This window comes from Streptomyces sp. NPDC047028 (genome assembly GCF_040644095.1).
Lineage (GTDB): Bacteria > Actinomycetota > Actinomycetes > Streptomycetales > Streptomycetaceae > Streptomyces.
In genome coordinates this window covers 1-14,890 of the sequence record NZ_JBEYVS010000050.1, presented here as the reverse complement: position 1 = coordinate 14,890, position 14,890 = coordinate 1, and the positions used below count along the sequence as shown (strand labels likewise).

14 protein-coding genes are annotated in these 14,890 nt (G+C 72.0%); 5 read left to right on the top strand and 9 right to left on the bottom strand.

Going from position 1 to position 14,890, the window contains the following annotated elements; translation table 11 throughout:
* The first annotated feature begins 132 nt into the window (after window positions 1-132).
* Window positions 133-1,326 carry an MFS transporter gene (locus ABZ854_RS31725; protein WP_361217886.1) on the top strand — a complete coding sequence of 398 codons (1,194 nt, stop codon included), beginning with the start codon at window positions 133-135 and terminating at the stop codon, window positions 1,324-1,326.
* 19 nt (window positions 1,327-1,345) lie between these two features.
* Here the strand turns inward: ABZ854_RS31725 and ABZ854_RS31720 are convergent, their stop codons facing one another.
* From ABZ854_RS31720 to ABZ854_RS31705, 4 genes are all read right to left on the bottom strand, one after another.
* Entirely contained in the window at window positions 1,346-2,992 is a 1,647-nt protein-coding gene (locus tag ABZ854_RS31720) for a phospho-sugar mutase (protein WP_361217794.1), read from the bottom strand.
* Window positions 2,993-3,226: 234 nt separating this feature from the next.
* Window positions 3,227-4,063 carry a purine-nucleoside phosphorylase gene (locus tag ABZ854_RS31715; RefSeq protein WP_361217791.1) on the bottom strand — a complete coding sequence of 279 codons (837 nt, stop codon included), beginning with the start codon at window positions 4,061-4,063 and terminating at the stop codon, window positions 3,227-3,229.
* 105 nt (window positions 4,064-4,168) lie between these two features.
* Window positions 4,169-4,294 (bottom strand): hypothetical protein, encoded by a 126-nt coding sequence (locus tag ABZ854_RS31710; RefSeq protein WP_361217788.1) that lies wholly within the window; start codon window positions 4,292-4,294, stop codon window positions 4,169-4,171.
* Between the two features lie 227 nt (window positions 4,295-4,521).
* A complete protein-coding gene (locus ABZ854_RS31705) occupies window positions 4,522-4,959 on the bottom strand; it encodes a gamma-glutamylcyclotransferase (RefSeq protein WP_361217785.1) in 438 nt (145 codons plus the stop codon).
* A gap of 107 nt (window positions 4,960-5,066) precedes the next feature.
* Between ABZ854_RS31705 and ABZ854_RS31700 the strand changes: the two genes are divergently transcribed.
* On the top strand, window positions 5,067-6,515 hold the full coding sequence (locus ABZ854_RS31700) for an NAD(P)H-quinone dehydrogenase (RefSeq protein ID WP_361217782.1): 1,449 nt from the start codon (window positions 5,067-5,069) through the stop codon (window positions 6,513-6,515).
* A gap of 175 nt (window positions 6,516-6,690) precedes the next feature.
* Entirely contained in the window at window positions 6,691-7,626 is a 936-nt protein-coding gene (locus tag ABZ854_RS31695; protein WP_361217779.1) for a DeoR/GlpR family DNA-binding transcription regulator, read from the top strand.
* A 371-nt stretch (window positions 7,627-7,997) separates the two neighbouring features.
* On the opposite strand, the gene ABZ854_RS31690 is transcribed toward ABZ854_RS31695, so the two are convergent.
* Entirely contained in the window at window positions 7,998-9,770 is a 1,773-nt protein-coding gene (locus tag ABZ854_RS31690; RefSeq protein ID WP_129307161.1) for a biotin carboxylase N-terminal domain-containing protein, read from the bottom strand.
* A gap of 398 nt (window positions 9,771-10,168) precedes the next feature.
* On the opposite strand from ABZ854_RS31690, the gene ABZ854_RS31685 reads away from it, so the two are divergent.
* Window positions 10,169-10,789 carry a hypothetical protein gene (locus ABZ854_RS31685; RefSeq protein WP_361217776.1) on the top strand — a complete coding sequence of 207 codons (621 nt, stop codon included), beginning with the start codon at window positions 10,169-10,171 and terminating at the stop codon, window positions 10,787-10,789.
* Here ABZ854_RS31685 and ABZ854_RS31680 read toward each other — a convergent pair.
* The 4 genes from ABZ854_RS31680 to ABZ854_RS31665 form a co-directional block, all read right to left on the bottom strand.
* Window positions 10,755-11,381 (bottom strand): nucleoside triphosphate pyrophosphatase, encoded by a 627-nt coding sequence (locus ABZ854_RS31680; RefSeq protein WP_361217773.1) that lies wholly within the window; start codon window positions 11,379-11,381, stop codon window positions 10,755-10,757. The two genes, ABZ854_RS31685 and ABZ854_RS31680, sit on opposite strands and share 35 nt — an antisense overlap.
* Before the next feature lie 42 nt (window positions 11,382-11,423).
* Window positions 11,424-11,552, bottom strand: a complete 129-nt coding sequence (locus ABZ854_RS31675; protein ID WP_361217770.1) for a hypothetical protein — start codon at window positions 11,550-11,552, stop codon at window positions 11,424-11,426.
* 136 nt (window positions 11,553-11,688) lie between these two features.
* Entirely contained in the window at window positions 11,689-11,895 is a 207-nt protein-coding gene (locus tag ABZ854_RS31670) for an acyl-CoA carboxylase epsilon subunit (protein ID WP_361217767.1), read from the bottom strand.
* A 27-nt stretch (window positions 11,896-11,922) separates the two neighbouring features.
* Complete coding sequence (locus ABZ854_RS31665) at window positions 11,923-13,524, bottom strand: acyl-CoA carboxylase subunit beta (protein ID WP_361217764.1); 1,602 nt, start codon at window positions 13,522-13,524, stop codon at window positions 11,923-11,925.
* A 110-nt stretch (window positions 13,525-13,634) separates the two neighbouring features.
* Here ABZ854_RS31665 and ABZ854_RS31660 point away from each other — a divergent pair, with 110 nt between their 5' ends.
* Window positions 13,635-14,504, top strand: a complete 870-nt coding sequence (locus tag ABZ854_RS31660) for a biotin--[acetyl-CoA-carboxylase] ligase (protein WP_361217761.1) — start codon at window positions 13,635-13,637, stop codon at window positions 14,502-14,504.
* The last annotated feature ends 386 nt before the right edge of the window (window positions 14,505-14,890 follow it).

The following is a 14,890-nucleotide window of genomic DNA, read 5'->3' as shown; positions in this document are numbered from 1 at the left end:
TGGGTTCCCCGCGTGTCAGACCGGCCGGGGCTAGAGTGCGCCCTTCGGTGAGCGCGGAGGGGGAGCGGCGTGGCGGGCGGCGGTGCGGAGGTCGGAGTCGTCGAGGGGGCGGGGGCGGTACGCGGTGGGCCCTTGCGGAACGCCGGGTTCCGGCGGTTCGTCGGGGCCAATCTGATCTCGGCCACCGGTTCCGCCATGGCTCCGCTCGCGCTGGCCTACTCCGTCATCGACGCGGGCGGCGGGGCCGGTTCGCTGGGGCTCGTGCTGGCCACGAACACCGTGCCGACGATCGTGTTCCTGTTGGCCGGCGGTCTGCTGGCGGACCGGCTCTCCCGTAGCCGGATGCTGTTCCTCGGCAATCTCCTGGCGGCCCTCGCGCAGGGCGCCCTCGCGGTCACCGTCGCCGCCGGGCACGCGACCACGGCGTCGATCGCCGTCTGCGGCTTCCTCTCGGGGACGGCCACGTCCCTGACCGTGCCGGCCGCACAGGGGGCCGTCGCCCAGATCGTGCCCGCCGAGCAGCTCCAGCGGGCCAACGCGCTGCTGCGGCTGCCCGGCAACGCCGTGAAGGTGCTGGGGCCGGTCGCCGGGGGCGTGGTGGTCGCCGCAAGTGGTCCGGCCTGGGCGCTGGCGTGGGACGCGCTCACGTTCGCCGTCGCGGCCGTACTGCTGCTCGGGCTGCGGCTGGCCGCGCCGGTCGCCGTCGGCGGCGTGGCTGCGGATCTGCGGGCCGGGTGGACCGGGTTCTGGTCGCGCACCTGGCTGTGGACCTACACGGCCGCCGGGACCGTTCTCGTCGCCGCGTGGCTGGCCGGGTTCCAGCTCCTCGGGCCGCTCGTCGCCGCCCGGGAGTACGCCGGGGCGCGGGACTGGGGGCTGATCCAGGCCGGTTTCGCCGCCGGGCTGCTGGCCGGGACGCTGGTGTGCCTGCGCTGGAAGCCGTACCGGCTGCTCACCGTCGCGGTCGTGACGAGCGGGGGGCTCGCGCTGCCGCTGGCCACCATGGGGGCCGGGCTGCCCCTGGCCGTCGTGCTGGTGGCCGCCCTGCTCGCCGGGATCGGGCTCGACATCGCGATCGTCGCCTGGACGACCGCGTTCCAGCAGCACGTCCCGCAGCACGAGCAGGGGCGCATGAGCGCGTTCAACGGCGTGGGCGAGCGGCTCGCCATCCCCCTCGGCTACCTGGTCACCGCGCTCGCCGCGCACAGCTGGGCCGACGAGACCGTGCTGCTGGCCTGCGCCGGACTCGTCGCGGCGGCCGTGGTCCTCAACCTGTGCGTGCCGGACGTGTACCGCGTCAACCGGCTGGAACAGCAGGCGGGTTGACGCGGTACACCGATCCGTCTCAGATGCCGGCCGCCGCCGACAGGTCGCGCTTGACCGCGTCGAGCAGTTCGGTGGCCCGGGCGCGGGCGGCCGGGAGAGCGTCGTGGTCGCCGACCGGGACGACGACCTCCAGGTAGCACTTCAGCTTGGGCTCGGTGCCGCTGGGGCGGACGACGACGCGGGCGCCGTCGAGGGTGTAGCGCAGGCCGTCGGTGGGCGGCAGGGTGTCCGTGCCCCGGGTCAGGTCCTCGGCCCGGGTGATGGCCAGGCCCGCCAGCTCGGTCGGCGGGTGCTCGCGCAGCCGGCGCATGGCGTCCGCGATCACGGAGAGGTCCTCGACGCGGACCGAGAGCTGGTCGGTGGCGTGCAGTCCGTGCTCCACGGCCAGGTCGTCCAGCAGGTCCAGGAGGGTGCGGCCCTCCTCCTTGAGCACCGACGCCAGCTCGGTGATCAGCAGCGCGGCGGTGATGCCGTCCTTGTCGCGCACGCCCTCCGGGTCGACGCAGTAGCCGAGGGCCTCCTCGTAGCCGTAGCGCAGGCCGTCGACGCGGGCGATCCACTTGAAGCCGGTCAGGGTCTCCTCGTACGGCAGGCCCGCCTTCCCGGCGATACGGCCGAGGAGGGAGGAGGAGACGATCGACTCCGCGAAGGTGCCGGTGGCCCCGCCGCGGACCAGGTGGGCGGCGAGCAGGGCGCCGACCTCGTCGCCGCGCAGCATCCGCCAGTCGCCGCCGTCCTTGACGGCCACGGCGCAGCGGTCGGCGTCCGGGTCGTTGGCGACGACCAGATCCGGGCCGGTGGCGTGGGCGGCGGCGAACGCGAGGTCCATCGCGCCCGGCTCCTCCGGGTTGGGGAAGGAGACCGTCGGGAAGTCCGGGTCCGGCTCGGCCTGCTCGGCGACCAGTACCGGCTCGGGGAAGCCCGCGCGGGCGAACGCGGCGAGGAGGGTGTCCTTGCCTACGCCGTGCATGGCCGTGTAGACGGTGCGGGCGGTGCGCGGGGAGCCGGGGGTCAGTACGGCGTCCGTACGGGCCAGGTAGGCGTCCAGGACCGCGTCGTCCAGGGTGTCCCAGCCGGCGTCGGGGCGGGGTACGTCGTGCAGCGAGGCGATCGCGTCGATCTCGGCGGCGATGCCCGTGTCGGCGGGCGGCACGATCTGGGAGCCGTCGCCGAGGTACACCTTGTAGCCGTTGTCGCGGGGCGGGTTGTGGCTGGCGGTGACCTCCACGCCCGCGACCGCGCCGAGGTGCCTTATGGCGAACGCGAGGACAGGGGTGGGCAGCGGGCGGGGCAGTACGGCGGCACGCAGGCCGGCGCCGGTCATCACGGCGGCGGTGTCGCGGGCGAAGTCGGCGGACTTGTGGCGGGCGTCGTAGCCGATGACGACGAGACCGGCGTCGTCGCCCCCGTGCGGGGTGCCGTTCTTCTTCAGGTACGCGGCGAGGCCGGCGGCGGCGCGGATGACGACGGTGCGGTTCATGCGCATCGGGCCGGCGCCGAGTTCGCCGCGCAGGCCCGCGGTGCCGAACTGCAGGGTTCCGCCGAAGCGGGCCGACAGTTCCTTGGTGTCGCCGGCGTCGATCAGCCGGGCCAGTTCGTCGCGGGTCTCCTGGTCGGGGTCCTCGGCGAGCCAGGATTTGGCCCGGGCGATGAGATCGTCGTGCACGTCGTGGTCAACCTCTCCGTGTTTGCGTGGTCCACCGGGGGCTCCGCCCCCGGTCCCCCCTTTTCCCACTTGCCCACCCGACTCGGTCGGTCGAGGGGTGAACGCCCGGGAGCCCCGTCTCCGGCGCGGCGCTCAGCCAGGTGCCCGGCGCCGCGGCCCGCGGTGGGCCGGTCCGTGGCTCCCGCGCCTGCCGACAGCCCGCCCGGCACCGCGCCCCGCCGGGCCGGCCGCCGCTTACAGCTTGCCCAGTACCTCGGTCAGCAGGGCGCCCATGCGGGCCGCCGAGTCGCGGCCGGCCTGGAGGACCTCCTCGTGGTTGAGGGGCTCGCCCGTCATGCCGGCGGCGAGGTTGGTGACGAGGGAGATGCCCAGCACCTCGGCGCCCGCCTCGCGCGCGGCGATGGCCTCCAGGACCGTCGACATGCCGACCAGGTCCGCGCCGATCACGCGGGCCATGCGGATCTCGGCCGGGGTCTCGTAGTGCGGGCCGGGGAACTGCGCGTAGACGCCCTCCTCCAGGGAAGGGTCGATCTCCTTGCACAGGGCGCGCAGCCGCGGCGAGTACAGGTCGGTGAGGTCGACGAAGTTGGCGCCGACGATCGGGGAGGTCGCCGTGAGGTTGAGGTGGTCGCTGATCAGGACCGGCTGGCCGGGGCGCATGCCCGCGCGCAGACCGCCGCAGCCGTTCGTGAGCACGATGGTCTTGCAGCCGGCGGCGACGGCCGTACGGACGCCGTGCGCGACGGCGGCCACGCCACGGCCCTCGTAGTAGTGCGTGCGGCCCAGGAAGACCAGCGCGCGCTTGTCACCGGTGGAGTACGAGCGGACCCGGCCGCCGTGCCCCTCGACCGCCGGCGGCGGGAAGCCGGGCAGCTCGGTGACCTGGAACTCGGCGTCGGGCGCGCCGAGGGCGTCGACGGCCGGGGCCCAGCCGGAGCCCATCACGAGGGCGACGTCATGGGTCTCGGCGCCGGTGAGTTCGCGTAGGCGCGCGGCGGCGGCGTCGGCGGCGGCCCGGGGGTCCTGGGGGGCGGCGCCCTGGATGTCGTCCGGAAGAAGAGATGCGTTCACGCGACGAGCGTAGCCGCTCTTCGCCTACGCGCGTAGATGACAGAGCGCACGGGATGGCGATCGTTGTCTTGTTGTTTCCGACGAGGAGGCGCTTCCCGGCCCTGCTCAGGCGTCCGGGACGAGGACGTCCGCGTCGTCGAAGACCTCGACCGTGACGATCGGCACGCGCCGCGGACTGACCACGTATTCGACCAGGATCTCGCGGGTGAGCCGCAGCAGGCGGGTCTCCACGGTGGCGCCGACGGGGCGGGAGACGGCCGGGAACGGATCGCGGGACAGCGCGGCGATCCCCCGGTCGAAGACGGGACGCCGCCGGTCGTCCAGGCGGTCACGCGCCGCCGCGACTCGTTCGACGTAGCAGACCTAGCAGACCTAGCAGACCTAGCAGGCCGGAGTCGTCACCCGGCAGAGTCTGCCGGACCGAGGTGACAGAGTCTGCCGGACCGAAATGACAGGCCCTAGCAGGGGCGCTTGCGCAGCTCCATCACGTAATCGTGTGGTGCCCCCGCCGATTCCGCCGCGTCCGCGACCTCGCCCAGGTAGCGGGCCGAGGGGAGGCCGCCCTCGTAGCCGTTGAGGACGTACGTCCAGGCCTGCTCCTCGCCGTCGAGGGTGTGGACGCGGATCCGGGTGCGCCGGTACACGCCGAGGCCGACGCCCTCCCAGCGGTCCAGGGACTCCTCGTCCGGTGGGGCGATGTCGTACAGCGCGACGAAGACCTGCGAGAGCGGGTCCTCGACCAGCGTCGCCAGCGCACCCTCCCAGCCCAGCTGCTCGCCCCCGAAGGTCAGCCGCCAGCCGTTCAGCCAGCCGGTGGCGCGCAGCGGGGAGTGCGGAGCGCGGCGGGACATCAGGCGCGCGTCGAGGTTGCCAGCGTACGCGGCATAGAGCGACATGCACAGAGGGTACGGCAGTGGAAACCTGCGTCACTCGGGTCCCACGGACCCCTGTCGCGCACACCCCGCACGCCCCCGGGCAGTAGCACCTTGAGGCGTGCGGGACAATGGGGTACGTGACTCGGATCGTGATCATCGGTGGCGGACCCGGCGGATACGAGGCGGCCCTGGTGGCCGCCCAGCTCGGCGCGGAGGTGACCGTCGTCGACTGCGACGGTCTGGGCGGGGCGTCGGTGCTGACCGACTGCGTGCCGTCGAAGACCCTTATCGCCACGGCCGAGGTGATGACCACCTTCGACTCCTCCTACGAGGAGCTGGGCATCATCGTCGCCGACGACACCCCGCCGCTGGAGCAGGCGGCCCGCGTGGTCGGCGTGGACCTGGGGAAGGTCAACCGCCGTGTGAAGCGCCTGGCGCTCGCCCAGTCCCACGACATCACCGCCTCCGTGACCCGGGCCGGCGCGCGTGTGATGCGCGGCCGCGGCCGGCTCGACGGCATGCAGGCCCTCGACGGGTCCCGGAAGGTCGTCGTCACCGCCGCCGACGGCACCGAGGAGACCCTCGTCGCGGACGCCGTCATCATCGCCACCGGAGGCCACCCGCGCGAGGTGCCGGACGCCCAGCCCGACGGCGAGCGCATCCTCAACTGGACCCAGGTCTACGACCTCACCGAGCTGCCCGAAGAGCTGATCGTGGTCGGCTCCGGTGTGACCGGGGCCGAGTTCGCCGGCGCCTACCAGGCGCTGGGCTCGAAGGTCACCCTCGTCTCCTCCCGCGACCGGGTGCTCCCGGGCGAGGACCCCGACGCCGCCGCCGTCCTGGAGGACGTCTTCCGGCGCCGCGGCATGAACGTGATGTCCCGCTCCCGCGCGCAGTCCGCCAAGCGCGTCGGCGACCAGGTGGAGGTCACGCTGGCCGACGGCCGGGTCATCACCGGCTCGCACTGCCTGATGGCCGTCGGCGCCATCCCCAACAGCGCCGGGCTCGGCCTGGAGGAGGCCGGCGTCAAGCTGCGCGAGTCCGGTCACATCTGGACCGACAAGGTGTCGCGCACGACCGCCCCCGGCGTCTACGCGGCCGGTGACGTGACGGGCGTCTTCGCCCTCGCCTCGGTGGCCGCCATGCAGGGCCGCATCGCCGTCTACCACTTCCTCGGCGACGCGGTGGCCCCGCTCAACCTCAAGACCGTCTCCTCCAACGTCTTCACCGACCCCGAGATCGCCACCGTCGGCTACAGCCAGGCCGACGTCGACGCCGGCAAGATCGACGCCCGCGTCGTCAAGCTGCCGCTCCTGCGCAACCCGCGCGCCAAGATGCAGGGCATCCGGGACGGCTTCGTGAAGATCTTCTGCCGCCCGGGCACCGGGATCGTGGTCGGCGGTGTGGTCGTGGCGCCGCGCGCCTCGGAACTCATCCATCCCATCTCGATCGCCGTCGACAACAATCTGACGGTCGAACAGATCGCGAACGCCTTCACCGTGTACCCGTCCCTTTCGGGCTCGATCGCGGAAGTGGCACGGCAGTTGCACACCCGCAAGGCCACCGGCGAGGGCTGACGACCCGTCCGGCCTCTGGCACGTTCCCGCTGGTCACGGGGAGTTGTCGAGCATGCGTACGGCATAGTCGGGGCGGGTAGGCCCTATACCACCTCCCGCCCCACCATGCGAACAACTTCTGTTATTCGGCGCAAACTGCTGAAAGCAGACGGTCGTTGGGGTTACTGTCAGTTTCGTGTTCGCTGCAGAACGTCGCCAATTGATCCTCGAAATGGTGCGAGCGAACGGGGCCGTGTCGCTCCGTGAACTCGCCCGCGTCGTCCAGACCTCCGAAGTGACCGTACGGCGGGACGTGCGCGCACTGGAGGCAGAAGGACTCCTCGACCGCCGGCACGGCGGTGCGGTACTGCCGGGCGGGTTCACGCGAGAGTCCGGCTTTCCGCAGAAGTCCCATCTCGCGACCGCCGAGAAGACGGCCATCGCCGATCTCGCCGCGAGCCTCGTCGAAGAGGGCGAGGCCATCGTGGTCGGGGCGGGTACCACCACGCAGGAGCTGGCCCGCCGGCTCGCACGGGTGCCCGGGCTGACGGTCGTCACCAACTCCCTGCTGGTCGCCCAGGCGCTCGCCCACGCCAACCGGGTCGAGGTCGTGATGACCGGCGGGACGCTGCGGGGCTCCAACTACGCCCTCGTCGGCTCCGGAGCCGAGCAGTCCCTCCAGGGACTCCGGGTGTCCAAGGCCTTCCTGTCCGGCAGCGGGCTCACCGCCGAGCGCGGGCTCTCCACGTCCAACATGCTGTCGGCGTCCGTCGACCGGGCGCTGGTGCAGGCCGCCGCGGAGGTGGTGGTGCTCGCCGACCACACCAAGCTGGGCGCCGACACGATGTTCCAGACCGTGCCCACGGATGTGATCAACCGGCTGGTGACCGATGAGCCGCCGGCGCATGACGACCGGGCGGGTACGGAGTTGCAGGCGCTGGCGGATCAGGGCGTGCAGGTCGCTGTCGCTGGGACTGGGGCGGGGAGTGAGGGGGCGTCTGCCGGGCGGCAGAGGGCGCCTTTGCCGGGGCCTCGACGGGGGGTGCCTGGCGCCGGTGGCGGGCTTCGGGGGGTGCTGGAGCCCTCCGGGGGTTCGGAGCGGGGACGCGTTGCCGATCTTCGGCGGCGGTGAGGGGTTGTATTCGCCCTAGGGGTTCGGTGCGTGGGTGGGTGCGGGCGCGTTGTGGCTTGTCGCGCTCGCGCGGCGGAGCCGCATATTGTTACAGCCCCGCGCCCCTGGGTGGGTGCCCTTGAGCGGCGTTGGCAGGGCACGCTCGTAGACGCGGGCGCCTGGTGGCTTGTCGCGCTCGCGCGGCGGAGTCGCATATTGGTACAGCTCCGCGCCCGTGGGTGGGTGCCCTTGAGCGGCATTGACAAGGCACGCTCGGAGACGCGGGCGCCCGGTGGCTGGCCCCTGGTGGCGTTGGTCAGGGCGTCGCTGGAAAAGACTTGACGCCCGGCGGGACTTTCGGTCGCCGGGCGTCGTTGCCTTGGTGCTGGGGGTCAGTCCTTGATCTCGCAGATGGGGGCGCCTGAGGTGATGGAGGCGCCTACCTCTGCGGTGAGGCCCTTGATGGTGCCGGCCTTGTGGGCGTTGAGGGGCTGTTCCATCTTCATGGCTTCGAGGACGACGACGAGGTCGCCTTCCTTGACCTCCTGGCCCTCCTCGACGGCGATCTTGACGATCGTGCCCTGCATCGGGGAGGCGAGGGTGTCGCCGGAGGCCACGGGGCCGGACTTCTTGGCCGCGCGACGCTTCGGCTTGGCGCCGGCCGCCAGGCCCGTGCGGGCCAGGCTCATGCCGAGCGAGGACGGCAGTGAGACCTCGAGGCGCTTGCCGCCGACCTCGACGACGACCGTCTCGCGGGCCGAGTCCTCGTCCGCCTCGGCGTCGGCCGGAGCCGCGAACGGCTTGATCTCGTTGACGAACTCCGTCTCGATCCAGCGGGTGTGGACCTTGAAGGGCTCGGTGGAGCCGGTCAGTTCGGGGCCGAAGGCCGGGTCCCGGACCACCACGCGGTGGAACGGGATGGCCGTGGCCATGCCCTCGACCTGGAACTCGTCCAGCGCGCGGGCGGCCCGCTCCAGGGCCTCCTTGCGGGTACGGCCCGTCACGATCAGCTTGGCGAGCAGCGAGTCCCACGCCGGGCCGATGACCGAACCGGACTCCACTCCGGCGTCCAGGCGGACACCGGGGCCGGTCGGCGCGTCGAACCGGGTGACGGTGCCGGGGGCCGGGAGGAAGTTACGGCCCGGGTCCTCACCGTTGATGCGGAACTCGAACGAGTGACCGCGCAGTGGCGGGTCGTCGTAACCCAGCTCCTCGCCGTCGGCGATGCGGAACATCTCGCGGACCAGGTCGACGCCGGCGACCTCCTCGGTCACCGGGTGCTCCACCTGGAGGCGGGTGTTCACCTCCAGGAAGGAGATCGTGCCGTCCTGGCCCACCAGGAACTCACACGTGCCGGCGCCCTCGTAGCCGGCCTCCTTCAGGATCGCCTTCGAGGCGCGGTACAACTCGGCGACCTGCTCCTCGGAGAGGAACGGCGCCGGGGCCTCCTCCACCAGCTTCTGGTGGCGGCGCTGCAGCGAGCAGTCCCGGGTGGAGACCACGACCACGTTGCCGTGCTTGTCCGCCAGGCACTGGGTCTCCACGTGGCGGGGGCGGTCCAGGTAGCGCTCGACGAAGCACTCGCCGCGGCCGAACGCGGCGACCGCCTCACGGACCGCGGAGTCGTACAGCTCCGGAACCTCTTCCAGGGTCCGGGCGACCTTCAGGCCGCGGCCGCCGCCACCGAAGGCGGCCTTGATGGCGATCGGCAGGCCGTGCTCCTCGGCGAAGGCCACGACCTCGTCGGCACCCGACACCGGGTCGGGGGTGCCGGCCACCAGCGGGGCGCCGGCCCGCTGTGCGATGTGGCGGGCGGCGACCTTGTCACCCAGGTCGCGGATGGCGTGCGGCGGCGGGCCGATCCAGTTCAGACCCGCGTCGAGGACCGCCTGGGCGAACTCGGCGTTCTCCGACAGGAAGCCGTAGCCCGGGTGGATGGCGTCGGCACCCGACTCGCGTGCCGCGTTCAGGATCTTGTCGATCACGAGGTAGCTGGTCGCCGGGGTGTCACCACCCAGGGCGAACGCCTCATCCGCGGCGCGGACATGCAGAGCGTCCCTGTCCGGGTCGGCGTAGACGGCCACGCTCGCGATCCCGGCATCCCGACAGGCCCGGGCCACGCGGACAGCGATTTCGCCACGGTTGGCGATGAGCACCTTGCGCACGATTGAGGCTCCCTCCTTGAAACAAGCCGAGTTTAGGGACTGCCGACACGACACATCGACCCGTCCCCAATGGTGAGCTTGCCCACACGGAGCGTTAATCGAGGCTCGCTCGACCCGCGAAAGCCCTTGTCGCACCGAGGTACGCAGGACTCCTGCGGGCAACCCTAGCGCTGTCGTGTGGTCAAGGTCTCTGTGAGGGCGTGCCGCGGCCCACTTCGTTTCTTTGTCGAGTCCCTACGAATGGCCCAATGATTCTTTGCCACCGACCGGACTCTTGTCCCAGGGTTTACCCGTTAGTAGCGTTCGGTCTGACTCGAACGTACTTCGGGTAACAGCGGGTAACAACGGTCACAGCAGCCCTGTTGGGGGCTTCGGCGCGGCGAAAGTGGGTGGGACCGGTGGTGCGCAGACCGGTGGCGTGGGTCGTGGCGGTCGTACTCCTCGCCGAGGCGTTCGGCGTCGCCTGGCTGAACTGGTTCCTCGGCATCGTCGTCGACCGGCAGAAGATGTCCCTGGCCGGACTCGACCCCGACGTCATGTCGACGTCCTCGAAGATCGGCGGTCTGGTCTTCGGCCTGTACTTCGTGCTGTGTGCGGTGGTGGCCGTCCTCGTCGCCGTCCGCGACCGCGCCCCCGCCGGGCTCGGCCGCGTCCTGCTGATCAGCGTCGCCGTGGTGCACGCACTGCTCGGCGCCTTCGTCTGGGCCATGGTGAGCTTCTCGGCGTTCCTGTTCATGATGGTCGTGTTCGCGCTCGTCGTCCTGCTCCTGATGACGTACGACCGTGCGCCCGGCCCCGAGCAGGATGCCTCCGGCGGGGCTGCCGGGCAGGGGGGTGACCCCGCGGCCGAGAACGAGCCGGGTGCGGGCGCGGATGCGGCGGTGGGCGCGGGGCCGAGTCTGGAGAAGGGCGCGGGGTCCCGGAGCGGGGGTCTGCCGCCCCGGGACGGGGACGAGCCCCAGGACACCGTGCCAGGTCAGCGGCTCAGCGCGGCGGTGCCGGTGCCCACAAGTCGGTGATCCCGACGCCCAGTTCGGCCAGCAGCCGCCGTACGAGCGGCAGGCTGATGCCGATCACGTTGCCGTGGTCGCCCTCGATGCCCTCGATGAACGGCGCAGAGCGACCGTCGAGGGTGAACGCGCCGGCGACGTGGAGGGGCTCGCCCGAGGCGACGTAGGCGGCGATCTCGTCGTCGGTGGGGCTGCCGAAGCTGACCACCGTGGACGCGGTCGCGGATACGTACCTGCCGGCCGTGGTGTCCCAGACGCAGTGGCCCGTCTGGAGGACCCCGGCCCGGCCGCGCATCGCCTTCCAGCGGGCGGTCGCCTCCTCGGCGTCGGCCGGCTTGCCCAGCGCCTGCCCGTCCAGCTCCAGCACCGAGTCGCAGCCGATCACCAGGGCGCCGTTCACCTCCGGCTTCGCCGCCACGACCGACGCCTTCGCCTCGGCCAGGGCGAGGGCCAGCTCGGCGGGTGTGGGCGCGGTGACGGCCTCCTCGTCCACCCCGCTCACGATGACCTCGGGCGCGAGGCCCGCCTGGCGCAGGAGGCCGAGGCGGGCGGGGGACTGGGAGGCGAGGATCAGGCGCCTTCTGGGCGACGTGGGAGTCATGCGGTCAGGTTAGTCACCCGGCGCCTCCGGGATCATCCCGGTTCACCTCAGGCCGATCACGATCATGGCCAGGACCATGGCAAGGGCCATGAGGAGGCCGAGCCGCCGCAACATCTCCTGCATGTCGCGGAGTTCTTTGGGGGGCTCGTTCTCGGGGTCTGACCACAGCATGCCACCAGCGTGGGGCTTCGGCCGGTGGGGCGCCTGAGTAGAGGTACTCAAGTTGGCGCCCCACGTCTCACTTCTGTGCGCCCGCGCGGCTCAGCCGCATATCGACACAGCCCCGCGCCCCTGAGGTGGGTCGGGCTTAGCTCGGCCAGTAGGTGCGGGTCCAGGACGCCGGGCCCGGGGCGGGGACCCGAGTCGTTGCGATACGGGCGGGGTCCGACCAGGCTGCGCTCGCGCCTCGCGCGCCGGACGGCTGTTGTGCCGTCGCGGCGCGGGCGTGGACCACCGCCAGGGCGGCGGCCAGCTCCTCCGCTGTGGGGTTGCCTCGTACGACCTTGATGTTCATGTCGGCTCCGGGGTCCGGTGACTGCACCTAGAGGGGGATGTTGCCGTGCTTCTTCGGAGGCAGGGATTCCCGCTTGGTGCGCAGTTGACGCAGGCCGCGGACGATGTGGGCCCTGGTGTCGGACGGCATGATCACCGCGTCGACGTAGCCACGCTCGGCCGCCACGTAGGGGTTCAGGAGCGTGTCCTCGTACTCCTGGATCACCCGTGCGCGGGTCGCCTCGCCGTCCCCGGCGGCCTCCGCCTCCGCGATCGTCCGGCGGTGCAGGATGTTGACCGCTCCCTGCGCGCCCATGACCGCGATCTGCGCCGTCGGCCACGCCAGGTTGAGGTCCGCCCCCAGGTGCTTGGAGCCCATGACGTCGTACGCGCCGCCGAACGCCTTGCGGGTGATGACCGTGATGAGGGGGACCGTCGCCTCGGCGTACGCGAAGATCAGCTTCGCGCCGCGGCGGATGATGCCGTCGTGCTCCTGGTCGACGCCGGGCAGGAAGCCGGGGACGTCGACGAAGGTGAGGACGGGGACGTTGAAGGCGTCGCACGTGCGGACGAAGCGGGCCGCCTTTTCGCTCGCCGTGATGTCCAGGCAGCCCGCGAACTGCATCGGCTGGTTCGCCACGATGCCGACCGGGTGTCCCTCGACCCGGCCGAAACCGGTGACGATGTTCGGCGCGAACAGCGCCTGCGTCTCGAAGAACTCCGCGTCGTCCAGCACGTGCTCGATCACCGTGTGGATGTCGTACGGCTGGTTCGCGCTGTCCGGCACCAGGGTGTCCAGCTCGCGGTCCTCGTCCGTGACGGCGAGGTCCGCCTCCTCCGGGAAGACCGGGGCCTCCGAGAGGTTGTTCGAGGGGAGGTACGACAGCAGTTGCTTGACGTACTCGATCGCGTCCTTCTCGTCGCCCGCCATGTGGTGGGCCACCCCGGAAGTGGCGTTGTGCGTGCGGGCGCCGCCGAGTTCCTCGAAGCCGACGTCCTCACCGGTGACCGTCTTGATGACGTCCGGGCCGGTGATGAACATGTGGCTGGTCTGGTCGACCATCACCGTGAAGTCCGTGATCGCCGGGGAGTAGACCGCGCCGCCCGCGCACGGGCCGACGATCAGGCTGATCTGGGGGATGACGCCGGAGGCGTGCGTGTTGCGGCGGAAGATCTCGCCGTACGCGCCGAGGGAGGCGACGCCCTCCTGGATGCGGGCGCCGCCCGAGTCGTTGATGCCGATGACCGGGCAGCCCGTCTTCAGCGCGAAGTCCATGACCTTGACGATCTTCTGGCCGTAGACCTCGCCGAGGGCGCCGCCGAAGACCGTGAAGTCCTGGGAGAAGACCGCGACGGGGCGGCCGTCGACCGTGCCGTAGCCGGTGACGACGCCGTCGCCGTACGGGCGGTTCTGCTCCAGGCCGAAGTTGGTGGAGCGGTGCCGGGCGAACTCGTCCAGCTCGACGAACGAGTCCTCGTCGAGGAGGAGTTCGATCCGCTCACGGGCCGTCAGCTTGCCCTTGGCATGCTGCTTCTCGACGGCGCGTGCGGAGCCGGCGTGCGTCGCCTCGTCGATGCGCCGCTGGAGATCGGCGAGCTTCCCAGCGGTGGTGTGGATGTCGATCTCTTGACGCTCTTCCGGCTCGGACATCGGGATGCGGCTCCCTGCCTGCTCAAAAGGGGGGACGGTTACTCATCCGTAGAGTAGTGCTGGGCTCAGCGATCAGCACTGCGGCCTTTCCCACACCTACTGTGGGTTGCATGACGCCGCGAGATGCCTCTTCTTCGTCCAGTGACAGCCGTTGGTCCGATCTGGGCCGTCCGCCCCTGAACGTGGGCTCGCTGCGGCGGGCGCTCGTGCGGGAGGGGAGTCTGTGGACCGGTGTCGACGTGGTTCAGCGGACCGGGTCCACCAACTCCGACCTGGTCGCCCGGGCTGTCGCGGGTGAGGTGGAGGAGGGGGCCGTGCTCGTCGCCGAGGAGCAGACCGCCGGCCGGGGGCGGCTCGACCGGCAGTGGACGGCTCCGCCGCGCTCCGGGCTGTTCTTCTCCGTGCTGCTGCGGCCCGTCGAGGTGCCGGTGGCCCGGTGGGGGTGGCTGCCGCTGCTCACCGGGGTGGCGGTGGCGACGGGGCTGTCGCGGGCGGCCGGCGTGGACACGGCGCTGAAGTGGCCGAACGATCTGCTGGTGACCGTGGGTGGGGAGGAGCGGAAGGCCGGGGGGATCCTCGCCGAGGCGGCGGGGGAGGGTGGTGTCGTCGTCGGGGTCGGTCTGAACGTCACGCTGCGGGCGGAGGAGCTGCCGGTACCGGCGGCGGGGTCGCTGGCGCTGGCCGGGGCGGTGGGGACCGACCGGGATCCGCTGCTGCGCGCCGTGCTGCGGTCGCTGGAGTCCTGGTACGGGCGGTGGCGGGCGGCGGCTGGGGACCCGCTGGTCAGCGGGTTGCAGGAGGCGTACGTGGCGGGGTGCGCGACGTTGGGGCGGACCGTGCGGGCGGAGTTGCCGGGGGAGCGGGCCGTGGTGGGCGAGGCGGTGGCCGTGGACGGGGACGGGCGGCTGGTCATCGCCACGGAGGAGGGGGTCCGGGAGCCGGTGGGAGCGGGGGACATCGTGCACTTGCGGCCGGCGTGAGACGTGCCTGTGCCTGCGGCGCTTGATGGGAGGGGCCGCGGGTGCCTTCGGGTGCCTGCGGGTACCTGCGGCGCTGGGTGGGGTGCGGGTGCGGGGCGTGGTGGCGGGTGGGGGCCCGGTGCGGGGCGTGGTGGCGGCTGAGGCCCGGTGCGGTGTGTGGTGGCGGGTGGGGACGCGGGTGCCGGTGGGTGGGGGGTTGCCTGCGGCGCATGTGCCGGGGTGTGGGGGTGCGCGGTGCGCGTCGCGTGGTCTGGGGTGCGGGGGCGGGGCGGGGGGTGTCCGTCCTCGGAACGGCGCGAAATCTGGTGTTCAACAGCGAGGGCGTTGACGCGCCGCCCCTGCGGGCGGACACCCCGGAAGAGCGTGGTGGTGGGAAGGAGTGTACA

Bases quoted from the DNA above. Each gene is read 5' to 3' on its own strand.
- ABZ854_RS31705 (WP_361217785.1), bottom strand. From the start codon at position 4,959: ATGTCGCTCTATGCCGCGTACGCTGGCAACCTCGACGCGCGCCTGATG.
- ABZ854_RS31700 (WP_361217782.1), top strand. From the start codon at position 5,067: ATGGGGTACGTGACTCGGATCGTGATCATCGGTGGCGGACCCGGCGGA.
- ABZ854_RS31680 (WP_361217773.1), bottom strand. From the start codon at position 11,381: ATGACTCCCACGTCGCCCAGAAGGCGCCTGATCCTCGCCTCCCAGTCC.
- ABZ854_RS31675 (WP_361217770.1), bottom strand. From the start codon at position 11,552: ATGCTGTGGTCAGACCCCGAGAACGAGCCCCCCAAAGAACTCCGCGAC.
- ABZ854_RS31670 (WP_361217767.1), bottom strand. From the start codon at position 11,895: ATGAACATCAAGGTCGTACGAGGCAACCCCACAGCGGAGGAGCTGGCC.
- ABZ854_RS31665 (WP_361217764.1), bottom strand. From the start codon at position 13,524: ATGTCCGAGCCGGAAGAGCGTCAAGAGATCGACATCCACACCACCGCT.
- ABZ854_RS31660 (WP_361217761.1), top strand. From the start codon at position 13,635: ATGACGCCGCGAGATGCCTCTTCTTCGTCCAGTGACAGCCGTTGGTCC.